This is a genomic window from Streptomyces sp. NPDC029526, from assembly GCF_040637405.1.
In the GTDB taxonomy this organism is placed as follows: Bacteria; Actinomycetota; Actinomycetes; order Streptomycetales; family Streptomycetaceae; genus Streptomyces.
The window spans coordinates 1,077,790-1,097,393 of the sequence record NZ_JBEZWE010000002.1 but is presented as its reverse complement, the minus strand read 5'-3'; the positions used below and the strand labels follow the sequence as shown (position 1 = coordinate 1,097,393).

13 protein-coding genes are annotated in these 19,604 nt (G+C 71.4%); 2 read left to right on the top strand and 11 right to left on the bottom strand.

Going from position 1 to position 19,604, the window contains the following annotated elements; translation table 11 throughout:
• Positions 1–353: 353 nt before the first annotated feature.
• Positions 354–965, top strand: a complete 612-nt coding sequence (locus tag AB0F01_RS10320) for a YceI family protein (RefSeq protein ID WP_362092161.1) — start codon at positions 354–356, stop codon at positions 963–965.
• 847 nt (positions 966–1,812) lie between these two features.
• Here the strand turns inward: AB0F01_RS10320 and AB0F01_RS10315 are convergent.
• From AB0F01_RS10315 to AB0F01_RS10285, 7 genes are all read right to left on the bottom strand, one after another.
• The gene (locus AB0F01_RS10315; RefSeq protein ID WP_362092158.1) at positions 1,813–3,159 is read right to left on the bottom strand and encodes a hypothetical protein; all 1,347 of its coding nucleotides are present in this window, start codon (positions 3,157–3,159) and stop codon (positions 1,813–1,815) included.
• Between the two features lie 313 nt (positions 3,160–3,472).
• Positions 3,473–5,077, bottom strand: a complete 1,605-nt coding sequence (cimA, locus tag AB0F01_RS10310) for a citramalate synthase (RefSeq protein WP_362092156.1) — start codon at positions 5,075–5,077, stop codon at positions 3,473–3,475.
• A 390-nt stretch (positions 5,078–5,467) separates the two neighbouring features.
• A complete protein-coding gene (locus tag AB0F01_RS10305) occupies positions 5,468–6,556 on the bottom strand; it encodes a branched-chain amino acid aminotransferase (protein WP_362092153.1) in 1,089 nt (362 codons plus the stop codon).
• A gap of 252 nt (positions 6,557–6,808) precedes the next feature.
• Positions 6,809–7,852 (bottom strand): 3-isopropylmalate dehydrogenase, encoded by a 1,044-nt coding sequence (locus tag AB0F01_RS10300; protein ID WP_362092150.1) that lies wholly within the window; start codon positions 7,850–7,852, stop codon positions 6,809–6,811.
• A 79-nt stretch (positions 7,853–7,931) separates the two neighbouring features.
• Positions 7,932–8,063, bottom strand: coding sequence for a hypothetical protein (locus AB0F01_RS10295; protein WP_362092147.1), 132 nt, complete (start codon positions 8,061–8,063; stop codon positions 7,932–7,934).
• Between the two features lie 454 nt (positions 8,064–8,517).
• Positions 8,518–10,149, bottom strand: a complete 1,632-nt coding sequence (gene pruA, locus AB0F01_RS10290) for an L-glutamate gamma-semialdehyde dehydrogenase (protein WP_362092144.1) — start codon at positions 10,147–10,149, stop codon at positions 8,518–8,520.
• A gap of 34 nt (positions 10,150–10,183) precedes the next feature.
• Positions 10,184–11,110: a proline dehydrogenase family protein gene (locus tag AB0F01_RS10285; RefSeq protein WP_362092141.1), complete on the bottom strand. Its 927-nt coding sequence runs from the start codon at positions 11,108–11,110 to the stop codon at positions 10,184–10,186.
• 182 nt (positions 11,111–11,292) lie between these two features.
• On the opposite strand from AB0F01_RS10285, the gene AB0F01_RS10280 reads away from it, so the two are divergent.
• A complete protein-coding gene (locus tag AB0F01_RS10280; RefSeq protein WP_362092138.1) occupies positions 11,293–12,483 on the top strand; it encodes a helix-turn-helix domain-containing protein in 1,191 nt (396 codons plus the stop codon).
• A gap of 31 nt (positions 12,484–12,514) precedes the next feature.
• Here AB0F01_RS10280 and AB0F01_RS10275 read toward each other — a convergent pair whose 3' ends face one another.
• From AB0F01_RS10275 to serA, 4 genes are all read right to left on the bottom strand, one after another.
• Positions 12,515–13,714, bottom strand: coding sequence for an amidase domain-containing protein (locus tag AB0F01_RS10275; protein WP_362092135.1), 1,200 nt, complete (start codon positions 13,712–13,714; stop codon positions 12,515–12,517).
• Positions 13,715–13,859: 145 nt separating this feature from the next.
• Positions 13,860–15,143, bottom strand: a complete 1,284-nt coding sequence (locus AB0F01_RS10270; RefSeq protein ID WP_362092133.1) for a hypothetical protein — start codon at positions 15,141–15,143, stop codon at positions 13,860–13,862.
• 81 nt (positions 15,144–15,224) lie between these two features.
• Positions 15,225–17,348, bottom strand: coding sequence for a transglycosylase domain-containing protein (locus AB0F01_RS10265; protein WP_362092588.1), 2,124 nt, complete (start codon positions 17,346–17,348; stop codon positions 15,225–15,227).
• Positions 17,349–17,845: 497 nt separating this feature from the next.
• The gene (gene serA / locus AB0F01_RS10260) at positions 17,846–19,435 is read right to left on the bottom strand and encodes a phosphoglycerate dehydrogenase (protein WP_362092130.1); all 1,590 of its coding nucleotides are present in this window, start codon (positions 19,433–19,435) and stop codon (positions 17,846–17,848) included.
• Between the last annotated feature and the right edge of the window lie 169 nt (positions 19,436–19,604).

Sequence of the window (19,604 nt, the reverse complement as noted above, 5' to 3'; positions counted from 1 at the left end):
CCCGCGCCGAGGGTGAGCCGTCGGGAGACGCGCACGTCCGGACCACCTCCACCGGCCGAACGGTCGCACGGTCGCACCGTCCACGGTCGAACGCATGCAGCGGCCGGTCGCCGCAGGGAGGGCGATGCGAGGGACCCCACCTGCGCAACGGGGTCTCGTCCCCTGCGCCACGGCGGAGCGTTCCGGGCAGCCACACCGGGTCCGGCTGATGCGGGCGATCCGGCTGATTCTTTTCGGCACCCTCCCAGAAGATGTTGAACTTTGAAGGGAATGGGTCTACGGTAGGTCTTGTTGAGTTAGTTGAACATTGAACGGGATGACCCGTTCAACCCGTCCCCAGAAGGAGAAAGACCGTGGGTATCTTCAACCGCAAGAGCGACGACGCCGCGACCGCCACCGCCACCGCCACCGCCGTGGGCCCGGACCTGACCGCTCTCACCGGTGACTACACGATCGACCCCTCGCACACCACCATCGGCTTCGTCGCCCGGCACGCCATGGTCACCAACGTCAAGGGCAGCTTCAAGGAGTTCACCGGCACGCTGCACCTGGACGGCTCCGACCCGTCGAAGTCCACGGCCTCGATCGACGTGGTGATGGACAGCATCGACACCGGCAGCGCCGACCGTGACGGCCACCTCAAGAGCGCCGACTTCTTCAAGACGGACGAGTTCCCGAAGATGACGTTCCGCTCCACCGCGATCGAGGCGGCCGGCGACGGCGAGTACCGCGTCACGGGCGACCTGACGATCCTGGGCACCACCCGGCCGCTGACCATCGACGTCGAGTACAACGGTGCCGCCACCGACCCGTTCGGCAACCAGCGCGTCGGCTTCGAGGGCAAGGCCGAGATCTCCCGCTCGGACTGGGGCCTCACCTGGAACGCCGCGCTCGAGACCGGTGGCTTCCTCGTCTCCGACAAGATCAAGCTGAACTTCGACATCTCGGCGATCCGCAACGCCTGACCCCCGGCGGCGCGGCCCCGCCCCGCCACCCTCTGAGCGCGCCCGTCCGACGGCATCCGGTGCCGGAGGGCGGGCGCTCGGCTGTCCGGGTCTCCCCCTGTCCCGCTGTCCCGCTGCCCGGCCGCATGTCCGACCGTGCGACGACGGGGCAGTACGGCACGGTCGGGCACGGAAGACCCGGGCGCCGGCCGCGTATCCGCCCTATCCGACGAACGGCCGGGACGGCTCGGTCGAGTGCGGGGACCGGGCACGGCGGACCGGGCACGGCGGACCGGGCTCAGCAAACCGGGCTCGGCGGCGGCACACGGGAGTACCGCGGGCGGGAGTGCACGGACGGGGGGCGGACGGGGGGCGGACAGTCACGGTGCGCCCCCTCCCCCGGGCTCGGCCGGTGGGGCGCGCCGGGCCTTCAACGGTCTGCGCCGGTGGGCGGGGGGATGCCGTTGTCCATGACTGAGACGCAGGGGCCTCGAAGGGCTGTGTCCATGCGTGACATACGCGGGGTCGCCAACCGTCCGCGCCCATGGCTGGACGTCGAGGCCCCCGACGGTCCGTGGACGGTGGGGAGACGCCTCCCCCTCGCCCGCGGACGGTGGTGGAACGCCTGCCCCTCGCGCGCCGTCGGCCGCCTGGCCCGCGACCGGCAACCCGGCGTGGCCGGGCGAGCCGGTCAGGACGGCCCGCCGACCCGCCGGCCCTCGCCACCCGCGCGGGGGCGCATCGTCCTGGACGCGAGCGGGGCATTCGTCCTGCGCGCCGCTCAGTGGCCCCGCACACCCGTCGGCCGATGGGCTCCCCCCGGAGAGGACCGGCCCCGGGTGCCCAGTCGCCCCAGGCAGCGGGCGGGTCAGAAACCTCCGCCGAAGTCCCCGCCGCCGAAACCGCCACCGCCGAAGTCGCCGCCGCCGAATCCCCCGCCGAAGTCGCCGGGGTCGAAGTCGGCACCGGACATGTCGCCGCCCTCGAAGCCTCCGAAGTCGCCGTAGCCCGCGCCGTAGTCGGCCGCGTAGGCGGGGCCGGCCATCATGCCGCCGAGCATGGTGCCGACGAGGAGGCCGGGCAGCAGCCCGCCGCCGAAGTAGCCGCCGGCCCACGGGCCGTAGGCGGGTCCGGCCTCCCAGTAGGGACGCCGTCCGTCGGCGGTGTCGACCTCGCGCACCGCCGGGTCGAGCCCGTCGTCGAGACGGGCCTTGTCGGCCGCGCACACCGGCACGTAACGCGCCGTCCCGCCCGGCGGCGTCCAGTGGGCGTCGGCGACCGAGGGGCCGTGCCGCGGGTCGAAGAAGCACGGTGGGCGCCGCGCCGGCAGCTCCCGGCCCTCACGGCGGGCGGCGAGCACGGCGAGGGAGAACCGGCCGTCCTCCACGGCCTGGGTGACCGCCTTGACGTCCTCGGGTTTGCGGGCCGCCGCCATCAGCCGCTTCGCCTGCTCGTAGGCGTCGAGCGCGTGCTCGTAGTCGGTGCGCATCGCGTCGTCGGCGCCGGCTTCCGCGGGGTGGAAGTCGAGGCGGTCGAGTTCCTCGCCGAAGGCGGTGATGTCCTCGTCGACCACCACCCGCAGCTTCTCCAGCGCGGCCCGCTGCTCCTCCTCGTGGCGGCGCCGGTTGCGGCGGGACAGGGCGTACACGCCCGCGCCGCCCGCCGCGAGTACGGCGCCGACCGTGATCAGGCCGCCGACCGGCACCTCTCGGCCGCCCTCGTTCCAGCTGCCGGGCGCCGAGCCGTCGATGGTGCGCAGCGCGTCGTCGACGAAGTCGTTCAGCTGGGCCTTGGCGTCACCGGCGCCCTGTGCGGCGGCGACCAGGTTGCTGACGCCCCGTGGGCTGACCACGGCGCTGTCCGCCCTCGCGTCGAACCGGTCGCCCAGGCGGACGCCGTAGAGGCCGGTCACGCCGGTCTCGGTGCGCAGGTTGCGGAAGAGGTTCTCGGTCGGCTGGTCGGCCGGGAGAACCGCGACGAAGACGGGTTTGTCCGCGTCCTCGATCTTGTCGGCCAGGGCCTCGGCATCCGACGCGGAAAGGATGTCGGTGGCTCCGGGGGCTACGTACACGGGGCTCTCGCGCAGGGCTCGGCCGACCTCCGAGAGGTCGGTGGCTGCCTGCGCGCCGGGCGCCGTGCCCAGCAGCACCGCCAGTGCGGCGGCCACCGGGACGATCAGCAGGCGTATCAGAGTACGCGGCAGCGCGACCTTCATACTTTCGAAGCTACCTGAATCGAACAGAAAACGGACATCTGCTCGACAGGAACGTGCCGGGGGATGCGCTCGCGTGGCACGGTCCACGGCCCGGCACCCGGGACGCCGTGCCCGCCGTCGGGCGGCCGACCGCGCACCGCGAGGTGCACCGCCACCCGGCGGCGGGCGCCGTACGCCGGGGCGGGCTCTATACGCCGGGGGGCGGGCTCCGTACGCCGCGGGCTCTATACGCCGGCGGGCGGACGCACACCCCGGACACGCTCGGCCCGTCCGCCCGCCCCGGACGCGCCCGGCCGTCCGCTCCCGGTGCCGCCTACGCGACCGGTTCCACACCCGCGCGCAGCAGGCCGTACGCGTAGGCGTCCTCCAGTGCCTGCCAGGACGCGGCGATGACGTTGTCCGCGACGCCGACCGTGGACCACTCCTCGGCCCCGTCGGACGTGGAGATGAGCACCCGGGTCGTGGACTGGGTGCCGTGCTTGCCCTCCAGGATGCGGACCTTGTAGTCGACCAGCTCCAGCCTGGCGAGCTGGGGGTAGATCCTCTCCAGGGCGACGCGCAGCGCGCGGTCCAGGGCGTTGACCGGTCCGTTGCCCTCGGCCGTGGCGACGATGCGCTCGCTCTTGGCCCAGAGTTTGACGGTGGCCTCGTTGGCGTGGCTGCCGTCGGGGCGGTTCTCGACGATCGCGCGCCAGGACTCCACGGCGAAGTACTTCACCGGGCGGCCCTCCGCCTCCGCCCGCAGCAGCAGTTCGAAGCTGGCGTCGGCCGCCTCGTAGGTGTAGCCCTGCAGCTCGCGCTCCTTGACCCGCTCCACGACCCGGGCGACCAGGTCGCGGTCGTCGCCGAGGTCGATGCCGAGTTCCTTGCCCTTGAGCTCGATGGAGGCGCGGCCGGCCATGTCGGAGACCAGCATCCGCATGGTGTTGCCGACCCGCTCGGGGTCGATGTGCTGGTACAGGTCCGGGTCGACCTTGATCGCGGAGGCGTGCAGGCCGGCCTTGTGGGCGAAGGCCGAGACGCCGACGTAGGGCTGGTGGGTGGAGGGCGTCAGGTTGACGACCTCGGCGATGGCGTGCGAGATGCGGGTCATCTCGCGCAGCCGCCCCTCGGGCAGGACCTTCTTGCCGTACTTCAGCTCCAGTGCCGCCACGACCGGGAAGAGGTTGGCGTTGCCGACCCGCTCGCCGTAGCCGTTGGCCGTGCACTGCACGTGGGTGGCGCCCGCGTCGACCGCGGCGAGGGTGTTGGCGACCGCGCAGCCGGTGTCGTCCTGGGCGTGGATGCCGAGCCGGGCCCCGGTGTCGGCGAGCACGGTGGCGACCACGGCCTGGATCTGCGCGGGGAGCATGCCGCCGTTGGTGTCGCACAGGACGACCACGTCGGCACCGGCCTCGGAGGCGGCGCGGACCACGGACTTGGCGTAGCCGGGGTTGGCGCGGTAGCCGTCGAAGAAGTGCTCGCAGTCGACGAAGACGCGGCGGCCCTGGGCCTTCAGGTGGGCGACGGTGTCCCGGACCATCTCGACGTTCTCGTCGAGCGTGGTGCGCAGGGCGAGTTCGACGTGGCGGTCGTGGGACTTGGCGACCAGGGTGATCACGGGTGCGCCGGACTCCAGCAGCGCCCTGACCTGGGGGTCCTTGTCCGCGGTGGTACCGGCGCGCCGGGTGGAGCCGAAGGCGACCAGCTGGGCGTGGGTGAAGTCGATCTCCTGCCGCGCCCGGGCGAAGAACTCGGTGTCACGCGGGTTGGCACCGGGCCAGCCGCCCTCGATGAAGCCCACGCCGAACTCGTCCAGGTGCCGTGCGATGGCCAGCTTGTCGGCGACCGTGAGGTTGATGCCCTCGCGCTGGGCGCCGTCGCGCAGGGTGGTGTCGAAGACGTGGAACGAGTCGTCGGGCTGGCTGGTTGCGGTCATGGTCTGAAGGCTCCTGATATCGATCTCGGTCTACCGGAATGACCGGCTCCACCGTCTCTCCATGGTCCCTGACGCCCGTCCCCCGGCTGCGGATGGGCCAGGAAACAGAAAAACCCCTCGCGGGTGCGAGAGGTCTGCGCGCGGGTCGAGGACGACGGTGTCCGCCCGTACCGTGTCGTACGTGGCGGTCACTGCGGACCGGCGCGCCTGCTGCCAATAATCGTGGCGAACGAGAGCACGGGGGCAGTCTGGCACATTCCGTCCCCGCGTCCGGCGCCCGTCTCAGGATGCGGGCGGTCCCGGGCGGAGGGCGGGTCGGGGACCGGGGGGCGACAGGCGAAGGCCGGGTGCCGGAAGGGTCCGGCACCCGGCCTCGTCGCCGCCCGTGCGTCAGCCCAGCCGGTGCATCCAGCCGTGCTTGTCCTCGGCGGTGCCGCGCTGGATGTCGAGCAGGGCCTGGCGCAGCCGCTGCGTGACCTCGCCGGGCTCGCCGCCGCTCTGCTGCCACTGGGCGCCGGCCCGCTTCACGGTGCCGACCGGGGTGATGACGGCGGCGGTGCCGCAGGCGAAGACCTCGGTGAGGGTGCCGTTCTCGGAGTCGCGCTGCCACTGGTCGACGGAGACGCGCTCCTCCACGGCCTCGTACCCCAGGTCGCGGGCGACGGTCAGCAGGGAGTCACGGGTGACGCCCTCCAGGATGGAGCCGGTGAGGGTGGGCGTGACGATCCGGTCGCCGTACACGAAGTAGAGGTTCATGCCGCCCAGTTCCTCGACCCAGGTGTGCTCCGTGGCGTCGAGGTAGCAGACCTGGTCGCAGCCCTCGGCGGCGGCCTCGGCCTGCGCGAGCAGGGAGGCGGCGTAGTTGCCGCCGGTCTTGGCGTCGCCCATGCCGCCGGGGACGGCGCGGACGCGGTCCTCGGAGACCCAGATGGAGACCGGCTTCACGCCGCCCGGGAAGTAGGCGCCGGCCGGGGAGGCGATGACCAGGAACAGGTACTCGTTGGCGGGCTTGACCCCGAGCCCGACCTCGGTGGCGATCATGAACGGGCGCAGGTAGAGCGACTCCTCGCCGCCGTGCGCCGGGACCCACGCCTTGTCCTGGCGGACCAGCGCGTCGCACGCCTCGAGGAACGTCTCGACGGGCAGCTCCGGCATGGCCAGGCGGCGGGCGGAACGCCGGAAGCGCTCGGCGTTCTTCTCCGGCCGGAAGGTGGCGACGGAGCCGTCGGGGTGCCGGTAGGCCTTCAGCCCTTCGAAGATCTCCTGCGCGTAGTGCAGGACGGTGGTGGCGGGGTCGAGCGGGATCGGCGCGTACGGGACGAGCTGGCCGTCGTGCCAGCCGCGCCCTTCCGTCCACTTGATCGTCACCATGTGATCGGTGAAGTGGCGGCCGAATCCGGGGTTGGCCAGGATCGCCTCGCGCTCTGCGTCCGAGAGCGGATGGGCGGAGGGCTTGAGCTCGATCGTGGGCGTCGTCATGAGTCGTCTGTCCTTCACCGGTTGTAGTGACGAGCCGCGCACACTCCCGTACGGCCGGTGGCCGTTACTAGGACGTCCGAGCATTCCCTCATTCCGCGGCTCCGCGTTCGATTATCGCCCGTGGGCGGCTGCGGAAGAAACGGGGTGAATGCGGCCCGTTGGTCGATGGTGGCACCCGGCGGGGACATGCGGAAGCCGCCGGGCGCGGAAGGGACCCGGCGGCTTTCGTGTGGGGTTCGAGAGCGCGCCCGGTCAGCCGGCTACCCGTACGGCGAGCGCGTCGCCGATCTCGGAGGTGCTGCGTGCGGGCAGGTCACCGCGTTCCGCGAGGTCGGCGGAGACGGCGTCCTCGATGCGGGCGGCCTCGGTCTCGTGGCCGAGGTGGCGCAGCAGGAGGGCGACGGACAGGACGGTGGCCGTGGGGTCGGCCTTGCCCTGGCCGGCGATGTCGGGGGCCGAGCCGTGCACGGGCTCGAACATGGAGGGGAACTCACCCGAAGGGTTGATGTTGCCGCTCGCGGCCACGCCGATGCCGCCGGAGACGGCCGCGGCGAGGTCGGTGATGATGTCGCCGAAGAGGTTGTCGGTGACGATGACGTCGAAGCGGGCCGGGTCGGTGACGAGGTAGATCGTCGCGGCGTCGACGTGGATGTACTCGGTGGTGACCTCGGGGTACTCCTCGGCCACCTTGGTGAAGATGTTGGTCCAGAGGTGGCCGGCGAAGGTCAGCACGTTGTTCTTGTGGACCAGCGTCAGCTTCTTGCGGGGGCGGGCCTGGGCGCGGGCGAAGGCATCGCGGACCACGCGCTCGACACCGAAGGCCGTGTTGACAGAGACCTCGGTGGCGACCTCGTGGGGCGTGCCGGTGCGGATGGAGCCGCCGTTGCCGGTGTAGGGGCCCTCGGTGCCCTCGCGGACGACGACGAAGTCGATCTCCGGCTGGCCCGCGAGCGGGGTGGCCACGCCGGGCAGGAGCTTGCTCGGCCGGAGGTTGACGTGGTGGTCGAAGGCGAACCGCAGCTTGAGCAGGAAGCCCCGCTCCAGGACGCCGGGGGGGACGCCGGGGTCGCCGATGGCGCCCAGCAGGATGGCGTCGTGCTTGCGGAGTTCGGCCAGGTCGGCGTCGGTGAGGGTCTCACCGGTGGCGTGGTAACGCCGGGCGCCGAAGTCGAACTCCCTGGTCTCCAGCTTCACATCCTGCGGAAGGACGGCCGAGAGGACCTTGAGCCCTTCGGTCACGACCTCCTGGCCGATGCCGTCACCGGGGATCACTGCGAGATTGATGCTGCGAGACATGCGGGCACCCTACTCCTCGTCCCATGCACTGACATGAGCCGTCCGAGATCCGGACACCCGCATGGAGGACGGGCCGGGCTCAATGACCGGTCGAACCGCCGTTGTCCCGGCGGTCGAGGGCGCGCTGCAGGGCGGCGGCCGCGTTCTTGCGGTCGGACTCGGCGGTGCGGGAGGCGTGGCGGACGCGGCGGCGGGTGGTCGTCTCGGGCATGGGTCATCGGCTCCTTCGGGACGCGCGCCGGGGCGCGCGGAGGGTCAAGGGACGCCGGAAGGGGCGGGGAGCCCGGGACCGCAGGGGGTGACCTGCACAGGGGTCCGGCTCACGACCGCCATTCGCTGGATCGAGCGAGACGTTCGGCTCCTACAAAAGTAAGGGCGCGCCGCGCGTCTGTCTGCACAATTACTTGGGCTTCCTACTATCTGAGACGGTGGACTGCGTCACACCTCTCCGACCTGGCCTTTTACCGGTCCATGAAGGTCGGCGGAGACGGAGGACACCGCCGCCGGGCCGCACCGGGGCGCCCTGCCGGAGCCGCCGTCCACGGCCCTCCCCGGAGCAGCCCGCCCCCTGGGCCCGTACCGGAGCCGCGGAGCCGCACCACGGGCGGGCACACGAACGGGCCAGGTCGGGGGGTGACCTGGCCCGTTCGCGTTCGGAGGGGGCGTCAGCCCATGTGCGGGTACGGGTAGTCGGTCGGCGGGACCAGCGTCTCCTTGATGGCGCGGGTCAGAGTCCAGCGCATCAGGTTCTGCGGGGCGCCCGCCTTGTCGTTGGTGCCGGAGGCACGGCCGCCGCCGAAGGGCTGCTGGCCGACGACGGCACCGGTCGACTTGTCGTTGATGTAGAAGTTGCCGGCCGCGTAGCGCAGCTTCTCCATCGTGTACGCCGCCGCCGCGCGGTCGTTCGCGATGACCGAGCCGGTGAGGGCGTAGTCGGAGACCGACTCCATCTGGGTCAGCATCTCCTCGTACCGGTCGTCCTCGTAGACGTGCACGGCGAGGATCGGGCCGAAGTACTCGGTGCGGAACACCTCGTTCTCCGGGTCGGTGCACTCGATGACGGTCGGGCGGACGAAGTAGCCGACCGAGTCGTCGTAGGAGCCGCCGGCGACGATCGTGCAGGAGGGGTCCTCCTCGGCACGGTCGATGGCGGCCTTGTTCTTCGCGAAGGACCGCTCGTCGATGACGGCGCCGATGAAGTTGGACAGGTCGGTGACGTCACCCATCCGGATGCCGTCGACCTCGGCCGCGAACTCCTCCTTGAAGCCGGAGTTCCAGATCGACGCCGGGATGTAGGCGCGGGAGGTCGCCGAGCACTTCTGGCCCTGGTACTCGAAGGCGCCGCGGGTGAGCGCCGTCTTCAGGATCGCCGGGTCGGCGCTCGGGTGGGCGACCACGAAGTCCTTGCCGCCGGTCTCGCCGACCAGGCGCGGGTAGGTGCGGTACTTCTCGATGTTGTTGCCGACCGTCTTCCACAGGTGCTGGAAGGTCCTGGTCGAGCCGGTGAAGTGGATGCCCGCCAGGTCCCGGTGCTCCAGGGCGACCTCGGAGACCTCCAGCCCGTCACCGGTGAGGAGGTTGATGACGCCCTTGGGCAGCCCGGCCTCCTCCAGCAGCCGCATCAGCAGCACGGCGGCGTGCGTCTGCGTCGGGGAGGGCTTCCACACCACGACGTTGCCCATCAGCGCGGGCGCGGTCGGCAGGTTGGCGGCGATCGCGGAGAAGTTGAACGGGGTGATGGCGTAGACGAAGCCCTCCAGCGGGCGGTGGTCCAGGCGGTTCCACACGCCCGGCGAGTTGGCCGGGGGCTGTTCGGCGAGGATGCCGCGCGCGTAGTGGACGTTGAAGCGCCAGAAGTCCACCAGTTCGCAGGGGCTGTCGATCTCGGCCTGCTGGGCGGTCTTGGACTGGCCCAGCATGGTGGAGGCGGCGATGGTCTCGCGCCAGGGGCCGGCGAGCAGTTCGGCGGCTCGCAGGATGATCGCCGCGCGGTCGTCGAAGGACATCGCGCGCCAGGCGGGCGCGGCGGCCAGGGCCGCGTCGATGGCGTCCTGGGCGTCCTGCCGGGTGGCGTTGGCGGCGGTGCCCAGGCGGGCCTTGTGGTTGTGGGGCTGCACGACGTCGAACCGGTCGCCGCCGCCCATGCGCTTCTCGCCGCCGATGGTGCAGGGCAGGTCGACCGGGTTGTCCGCCAGCTCCCGCAGCTTCGCCTCCAGCCGGGCCCGCTCGGGAGAGCCGGGGGCGTAGCCGCGCACCGGCTCGTTGACGGGGGTGGGGACCTGGGTCACAGCGTCCATGGTGTCCGTAACTCCTTGACTTGAGCGGTGTGTGTCAGCCCTTGGTGATCATGCTGCGCGCGAAGAACCGCAGGTTGGCGGGCTTCTCCGCGAGCCGCCTCATGAAGTAGCCGTACCAGTCGGTGCCGTAGGCGGTGTAGACGCGCATGCGGTGTCCCTCCGCGGCCAGCCGCAGGTGCTCGTCGCTGCGGATGCCGTACAGCATCTGGAACTCGTACTCGTCCGGCTTGCGCCCGGCGGTGCGGGCCAGCTCCTGGGCGATGGAGATCAGACGCGGGTCGTGGGACCCGATCATCGGATACCCGTCGCCGTTCATCAGGGTGCGCAGGATGCGCACGTACGCCTTGTCGATCTCGTGCTTCTGCTGGAGGGCGACCTCGGCGGGCTCCTTGTAGGCGCCCTTCACCAACCGTACGCGACTGCCGTTCGCGGCGAGCCTGCGCGCGTCCTCCTCGGTGCGGTACAGGTACGCCTGGATGACGCAGCCGGTCTGCGGGACGTCCCGGCGCAGTTCCTCGTGGACGGCGAACATCGAGTCGAGGGTGGTGTGGTCCTCGGCGTCCAGGGTGACGGTGGTGCCGATGGCGGCGGCGGCCTCGACGACCGGGCGGACGTTGGCGAGCGCCAGGTCGTGGCCGCCGGGGAGGGACTGGCCGAACATGGACAGCTTGACGGACATCTCGACGCGGTCGCCGAGCTCCAGCGGGGCCAGCCGTTCGATGAGTTCCAGGTAGGCGTCGCGGGCCGCCTCGGCCTGCTCGGGCCGGGTGATGTCCTCGCCGACGACGTCCATCGTCAGCTCCAGGCCCCGGCCGGTGAGCTCCTCGACGATGGGCAGCACCGCGTCGACGGTCTCCCCGGGGATGAACCGGTCGACGACCTGCCGGGTCACCGGCGCCGCCGAGATCAGCCGACGCATCCGGTCGCTGCGCGACGCGGCGAGAATCACGGGACCCAGCACGGGGCACCTCCCAAGCACATGCACCAGACGGCCGCGATCCGTTCGTCCGGATACGGCACGGGGAACCACCGTGAAACCTATGGAGTCCCCCGATCGTCGGCCATCGACAGCTGTCACGCATCCGTGCCGCGGTTCTCAGACATCTGTATGAAGGACGGGCCGGGGTGCGCGACAATGCCCGGGTGACGTCGGAACACAGGGGTGACTACCAGGAGCTCGTGGACGAGATCTCCGAGCTGCTCGGCGCGCCGGCGACCCTGGAGAGCCGGGACTTCGAGCTGATCGCCTTCGGCGTGTACGACAGCGAGGGGGACCTGGATCCGTCCGCGCTGGACCCGGTGCGCACCCGGTCGATCCTCACCCGCCGTTCCACGGCCGCCGTCCGCGCCTGGTTCGAGGGCTTCGGCATCACCCGCGCCACCGGCCCGGTCCGCATCCCGCGCACCCCGGAGGCGGGGGTGCACCGCGGACGCATCTGCCTGCCGGTACGCCATCGGGGTGCCGTGCTGGGGTACGTCTGGCTGCTGGAGGACGACCCGGGCCCCTCCGACCGCCGGCTGGAGGCGGCCATGCGGGTGACCGCGCGGATCGGCGCGCTGCTCGCCGACGAGGCGCAGCACGGCGCGGACCTCACCCGCGAACTCCGGGCGGTGCTCACCGCGGAACGCGACTGGCAGCACGACATGGCCGTCGCCGAACTGCGCACCGCCCTGGGGCCCCGGGCGGACGGCCCGCACACCCTGGTCTGTGTGGCGCCCTGGCCGTCGGCCGATCCCGAGGACGCGCCGTCGGTACGGACCGTGCCGGGGGCGACGGCGCTGTGCACGCTGCCCCGGGGCGCCTCCGACCTGGCGCTCGCCCTGCTGCTGCGGCTGCGGGCCACGGACGTGCTGACCCCGGCGACCACCGCGGCGGGCCGGCTCCTGGAGCGGGCCCGTGAGGCCGGTCCCGGCGGCCGGGGACCGGTGGCCGCCGGGATCGCCGGTCCGCGCACGGGCCTCGCGGAGCTGGGCACGGCCTGGCGGGAGGCCTCGGCGGCGGCCCGGGCGGCGCTGGCCGAGCCCCGGCTCGGGCCGGTCGCCCGGTGGGACGCGATCGGCCCGTACCGCCTGCTGACCGCGCTGCCCGCGGGGGCGGCCCACGACCCGGTGGCCGGGCTGCTGCTGGCCCCCGCCCACCGGGAGCTGGCCCGCACCGCCGAGACCTACCTCGACCTCGCGGGCCAGGCCGGGCGGACCGCCGCCGAGCTGGGCATCCACCGCCAGACCCTGTACTACCGGCTGTCCCGCGTGGAACGGCTCACCGGCCTGGACCTGGACGACGGCGAGGACCGTCTGCTGCTGCACATGGCCCTCAAGTCCGCCCGCCTGTGACCCTCCTTCCGTACGTGTCCGCCGACCGCGTTCAGGTGCGGTAGGCGTAGTACGCGGCGTTCGGGTACGAGGCGATGATGCTCGCGACCGACCGGCGCAGCGTGTTGGTCGAGTGGTACGTCAGGTACGGCACGCCCTGGGCGCTGCGGTGCGTCACGATCATCGTGTGGTCCTTGGACCCGTCGCGGTCGAAGTCGACCTGGAGCACGTCACCGACGTCCATCTGGTACACGTTGGCGAGGCTGGTGGCGCGCTCGGAGTTCAGGGCGAACCACGACCACTCGTTGACCCCCACGAACGAGTGCGACTGGATCTCGTTGTTGCCGAACCAGCGCGTGTAGTCGTACACGTAGCCCGGCACGTGCTTCCAGCCGCCCGCCTTCAGGGCCTGGCTGACGAAGTTGGTGCAGTCGCCGCCGGCCCCCCGTCCGTCGAAGCTGGGGTAGTCCGGGTTGTAGTCCCGCCAGTGCTTCTCCGCGTAGGCGGCCATGGCCTTGTAGTCGTACTCACCGCCCGTCAGGTCCTTCGGGGCGGCCGGCGCGGGCCGGGTGATCTCGGCGCGCGGCGACGACGGCATGGTGTTGGCGGCCGCCTTCGTGGACGGCGTCGGGCTCGGCGTGGTCTCGACCGTCGGCGCGTCCGGCTGGTTGACGGCGAGCTGGTCGTCCGCCGCCTCACGGATACCGGTCAGGCGCCACTGGCCCCGCCGGTCGGCCTGGAAGGTCAGTTCGTGCTGGGACTGGAAGCCGGTGGTCCTCGGCTCGTCCCCCCGGACCTTCTTGTACGTCAGCGTCGTCGTCTCGGTGACGGCGACGACGGCCTTGCGGCCGTTCACCCGGGTGCGGTCGAGGGTGACCTTGGTGTCGGCCTTGCTGTACTTCTCGCCGTGCCGCGCGAGCCGTGCGCGGCGGTCGGTGAGCCGGTCCAGCGCCTTGCCCTCGGCCCGGGCCGTCCCGGAGGACAGCGCGACCCGGCCGGAGAAGCCGTCGGATATCTGCTTCTTCCTCTTGCCCGGCCGGTCGACCAGGGCATTGGTGCGGTCGGTGAAGACCGCGTCAGCCAACCGCTGGAACGTGGCCTTGGTCCGGGCGTCCACCTCGGGCTGGGCGGCCTGGGTGGAGGCGCCGGCGCTCCAGACGGGAAGCATCGCCGCTCCCGCGACGGCCGAGACGGCGGCCGCTGTGATGACGGTCGCGCGACGTCGTGTGCGGCGCAGCTTTCTTGACTTCACTGAAACTCCCCTCTTCCCGGCGGAAGATGCCGGTGTGAAGCGGAGTCTCGCATGTCATGTGTGGCTGCTGTGAAGGGGGTGGCGCCCTTGTCCGTACGGGAGTTACCCGACCGTCACCTCCGGCCGCGGGCGCCGTCCGCCCCGGTCACTTGACGACCGTGGACCAGTCCGGGGACTGCGCCGGATCGAGGTTCCGCAGCCGCTGCAGGACGGCCGGATCCTGCACGTCCATCCAGTCCGCCAGCTCCTTGAACGTGACGCACTCGACGTCCTTCTTGGGGCAGACCTTCTTGATCACCTCTTCGACGGCCTTCATGTAGATGCCGCCGTTCCACTCCTCGAAGTGGTTGCCGATGAACAGCGGCGCGCGGCTGCCGTAGTAGACGCGGTCGAAGCCCGCCATGTACGTCTGGACCGTCTCCTGCTGCCATTGCGGGTACATGGCCGGGTCGCCGTCGGTCTCCCCGTCGGACTGGTTGTAGAGGAAGTTGAAGTCCATGGACAGGCCCTGGTACTTGCCGCCCTCGTACGGGAGCATCTGCAGCGGGAAGTCCCAGATGCCGTCCTTCTTCACCGGCCAGATCTGGAAGTCACCGGCGGAGCTGGCGTCGTAGCGCCACCCGTAGTCCTTGGCCGCCTTCAGCAGATTGGCCTGGCCCTCCAGGCACGGGGCACGGCCGCCCGTGACCTCCTTCTCGACGTCGAAGGGCAGGGGGTCGACGTCGGTGAAGCCGGTGTTGGTCTTCCACTTCTTCACGAAGCCGTAGAACTGGTCGATCTCGCTGCGCCACTCGTCGACGCTCCAGTCGCCGCCGCCCTTGGTCCCGCAGAAGTGGCCGTTGAAGTGGGTGCCGATCTCGTGGCCCTCCTTCCAGGCGGCGGAGAGCTCCTGCAGGGTGGTGCGGATGTGCTCGTCGGTGGGGAAGCTGATCGCCGCGCTGCCGGCGGGGTGCTGCGGCGGGTCGTACAGGTGCCGCTTGGTCTTGGGCACGAGGTAGATGCCCGTGAGGAAGAAGGTCATGCGCGCGTCGTGCTGCTTGGCCGTCTGCCGGAAGTGCGCGAAGAGGCCGTCGTCCCCCTGGAGCGCGCCGTCCCACGAGAAGACCACGAACTGGGGCGGTTTCTGTCCGGGCTTGAGGCGTTCGGGCTTGTACCGGTTCTTCTGCGGGCCCGTGTACGAGGTGGACCCGTCGCCGATCACCTTCACCTTGCCGTCCCACTCCGGTTCCTCGGCCGCCTGCTGGCCGGACCGTCTCGGCGCCTTGTCCTTGGCGGACCCGGTGGGGGCGGTGCTGTCGTTGCCGGAGAGCGTCAGATAGGCGACCACGAGGGAGGCGACGACGAGGGCCGCCGTCAGCCCGATGAGGTGGCGGCGGGCGGGACGACGGGGTGCTCTGGTCTTGCGGCGACGGCCCGACGGCTGCTTCATCTGTGGCACGACCTCTGTGAGACGGAGGGGCGGGTGGCTGGCGGACAGGACGGCTGGGTGCGGTGCGGCCGCACCGGTGACTCAGTCACCGATCCCGAGGGCCTTCGACCAGATGCCGTACGGGACACTGCCGGAGGGCTTGCCCCCGAGCCCCTTGAGCGGGAGCGGTTCGAGGCTCTCGGCCAGGTCGATGCGGTACACGACGACGGCGGTCGTCTCCTTGCCCAGGTTGCCCACGTACCAGGCGGCGGTGTCGTCCTCGGTGGTTCCCACCTTTCCGGCGGCTTCGGCGGGACCGCCCGGGTGGGTGACGCGATGGCCCTCGGCCAGGGCCGCCTGGACCTGCCGTGCCGTGTCGGCGCTCACCGCACGGCGGGTGGTGGGCCGGGAGATGCCGATCCGGTGGCCCCCGCGGGTGACCTTGCGCACCGAGTACGGCTCGGTGTGCACCCCGTCGGCGACGAACGTGGCGTACCCACTGGCCATGCGGATGGCGCTGGGCGTGGCGCTGCCGTTCGCGAGTGCGGGCACCTGGGCGCCCATGCTGGAGGGCAGCAGTCCCGCCGCGATGGCGGTGGACCGCACCTTCGCCAGCCCGGTGTCCATGCCCAGTTGCATGAACGGGGTGTTGACCGACAGCGCCAGGGCGCGGTGCAGCGAGATCTTGCCGTAGGACTTGCCGCCGTCGTTGCGCGCGGCCACCTTGCGGCCGCTGCGGTCCCAGTACGGGCCTTCGGGCGTGGTGACGGGGACACGGTCGTCGCCGTTGTAGAGCGTCTCCCCGCTCACCGGCGTGGGCTGCCCGTCGCGGCTCGTGCGCACCCCGTGTTCCAGGCCCGCCGCGTACACGAACGGGTGGAACGCCGACCCCGCGGGCACGGTGGTCGCGTTGGACTCGTTGTAGCCCTGCTTGCGGTGGTCCGGGCCGCCGTGGACGGCGAGGATCCTGCCGTCGGCGGCCACCGTGGCGGCTCCGTAGTGGGCGTCGGCGGCCGGCTTCGGGTGGTCCTTGCGGCCCTTCTTCCGTGCCTCGACCACCGCCTTGGTGAGCTGGTCCTCGCGCTTCTTGTCGAACGTCGTGTAGATCTGGTAGCCGCCGAGGTCGAAGTCCCGCTCGGAGATGCCGGCGGTCTTCTTCACGTACTGGGAGGCGAGTTCGACGAGGTAGTCGCTCTGCTCACCGGTGGCGTAGAGCGGATTGCGCTTCAGCGGCTCGGGGAATTTGCTGTACTTGGCGCGCTCCTCGGGAGACAGCTTGCCGAGCGTCACCATCCGGTCGAGGATCCACGTCCAGCGCTCCACCGCCCGGTCGCGGTTGGCGGAGCTCAGCGTCGGGTCGTACAGGCCCGCGCCCTTGAGCAGGGAGGCGAGGAGGGCGGCCTCGCTGGCGTTGAGGTCCTGGACCTCCTTGCCGTAGTAGGCCTGTGCGGCGCGCTGGATGCCGTAGGTGCCGCGGCCGTACCAGCTGGTGTTGAGGTAGCCCTCCAGGATCTCGTCCTTGCTCATCTCGTTGTCGAGCTTGAGCGCGATCATCGCCTCCTTGAACTTGCGTCCGAGGGTGCGGTCCTGGTTGAGGTAGACGTTCTTCACGTACTGCTGGGTGATGGTCGACCCGCCTTCGGTGTCGCCCTGGCCGAACGTGCGCAGGAAGGCGCGCGAGATGCCCTTGACCGAGATGCCCGGATCGCTGTAGAAGCTGTCGTTCTCCGCGGCGAGCACGGCCCAGCGGACGTCCTCGGGGATCTCCTCCAGCGGCATCGCCTGCCGTTGCACCCACCCGGTCCTGGCGAGCGGGGTGCCGTCGGACCAGAAGTAGACGTTGTCCTGCTGGGTGGCGTGGGTGTTGAGGTCGTCCGGGATGTCGGTGGCCGCGTAGGAGACCATCACGAACAGGGTGCTCAGCCCGAAGGAGGCGAGGAGACCCGCGAGGGTCTGCCGCCGGGAGGGGATCCAGCGGCGCCACCCCGTGCGCCCCGGCCGGGGGTAGTGCGGGCGCAGTCGGCGGAGGTGGGGGCCGAGCAGGGCGACCACCGGCGCGAGGACCGGCTCGAGCCGGGCGGCGACGGGACGGAGTGCGGAGCGCAGGGCGCCCGTGCGGGAGGAGGCGGACCTGCGGGGCGCGCGGCGCGAGGGACGGGGCTCGGCCGGGTCCCGCTCGGGTATGCCGCTCGCGGGTATGCCTCCCTCGGGCACCCGCAGCTGCATGGTCTCGTCGGCGGGCGCACGGAGTTGGTCGACCCGTAGCTGCACCGTGGCGTCGGGCGGGGGCGGCAGCGACTCGCCGTCACCCCGCTCCCCGTCCTGCCGTCCGTCCCCCCGACCGACCCGGGCCATGCCCGTCCCTCCCTCCGCACATCGCGCGGGCGGCTCAGCAACCGCACGAAGATACGAGAACCGGGGACCACGGCCGCAGCGCCGGCCGCTCCCCCCGCTTCCCCCCGTTTCACGTACATCACAGTGCACACGAAATTACCAACATACTGACCATACAAGTTGGACGAACGTGCGAACGGCGTGACGTGGCGAGGCTCTCATCCCGGCGCCCGGCCGCCGCCGGACGGGCCGGGCGCCGACGCGCCGGCCATGCCCGTGCCCGGAGATCCGGACACGTCGAGCGCCGGACGGGCTGATCGGCTCAGCCCGTCCGGCGCTCGGCGGTCGGGAAGGGACGGTGCGGGCGCGCGGCCCGCACCGCGGTGGGGTCAGACCAGGTTGACCGAACGGGCCGACGTCGCCCCGATCTCGGCCGCGGCCTCGGCCAGGACCCCGGCCGGGACCGTGTCGTCGACCGTCAGCACGGCCAGCGCCTCGCCCCCGACCGTGGCACGGGCGACCTGCATGCCGGCGATGTTCAGACCCGCCTCGCCGAGGATGCGGCCGAGGGTGCCGACGACACCCGGGCGGTCCTCGTAGCGCAGCACCAGCATGTGGTCGGCGAGCGCCAGGTCGACGTCGTACTCGCCGACCGCGACGATCTTCTGGACGTGCTTGGGACCGGCCAGCGTGCCCGAGACCGACACCTCCTCGCCGTCGGCGAGGGTGCCGCGCACGGTCACCACGTTGCGGTGGTCGGCCGACTCGGAGCTGGTGGTCAGACGGACCTCGACCCCGCGCTCCTGGGCGAACAGCGGCGCGTTGACATAGGACACCGTCTCGGCGACGACGTCCTCGAAGACGCCCTTCAGAGCGGAGAGTTCGAGCACCTTCACGTCGTGCTGGGTGATCTCCCCGTACACCTCGACGTCGAGGCGGACGGCGACCTCCCCGGCCAGCGCGGTGAAGATGCGCCCGAGGCGCTCGGCGAGCGGCAGGCCCGGCTTGACGTCCTCGGCGATGACACCGCCCTGGACGTTCACCGCGTCCGGGACCAGCTCACCGGCGAGGGCGAGGCGCACCGAACGGGCGACGGCGATGCCCGCCTTCTCCTGCGCCTCGTCGGTGGAGGCACCGAGGTGCGGGGTGCACACGACCTGGTCGAACTCGAACAGCGGGGAGTCGGTGCACGGCTCCTTCGCGTACACGTCCAGGCCCGCGCCGGCGACCCGGCCCTCCTTGAGCGCCGAGTACAGCGCCTCCTCGTCGACGATGCCGCCGCGCGCGGCGTTGATGACGCGCACGCTCGGCTTGACCTTGCGCAGCGCCTCGTCGCCGATCAGGCCGAGGGTCTCGGGGGTCTTCGGCAGGTGGACGGTGATGAAGTCGGAGACCTCCAGCAGCTCGTCCAGCGACAGCACCTTGACACCCATCTGGGCGGCCCGCGCGGGCTGCACGTAGGGGTCGTAGGCGACGACCTTCATGCCGAAGGCGGACATCCGCTGGGCGACGAGCGCGCCGATCCGGCCGAGGCCGACGACGCCGAGGGTCTTCTCGGCGAGCTCGACGCCCGTGTACTTGCTCCGCTTCCACTCGCCGTTCTTCAGGGCGGCGTTGGCCTGCGGGATGTTGCGCGCCGTGGCGACGATCAGACCGCAGGCGAGTTCCGCGGCGGTCACGATGTTCGACGTGGGGGCGTTGACCACCATCACGCCCGCCTTGGTGGCGGCCGCGACGTCGACGTTGTCCAGGCCGACCCCGGCGCGGGCGACGACCTTGAGGCGGTTCGCGGCGGCGATGGCCTCGGCGTCGACCTTGGTGGCCGAGCGGATCAGGATCGCGTCGACCTCGGCGATGGCGGGCAGCAGCTCGGCGCGGTCGGCGCCGTTGCAGTGCCGGATCTCGAAGTCCGGACCGAGTGCGTCGACGGTGGCGGGCGACAGCTCTTCAGCGATGAGTACGACGGGTTTCGAGCTCACGTGAGTCCTCACAAGTCCCAGTGCGGACGGCCGTCCCGACGGCCGCAGGCGGTGAAGAAGTGCTAGCCGCGTGGAAGACGCACGACGCTGTGGGCCTGACGCGTATGTAGTGCAGCAGTGTAGTGGCGCCGAGGGCGTCGTCTTACGGCGCTTCGGAAGATCACCCGTC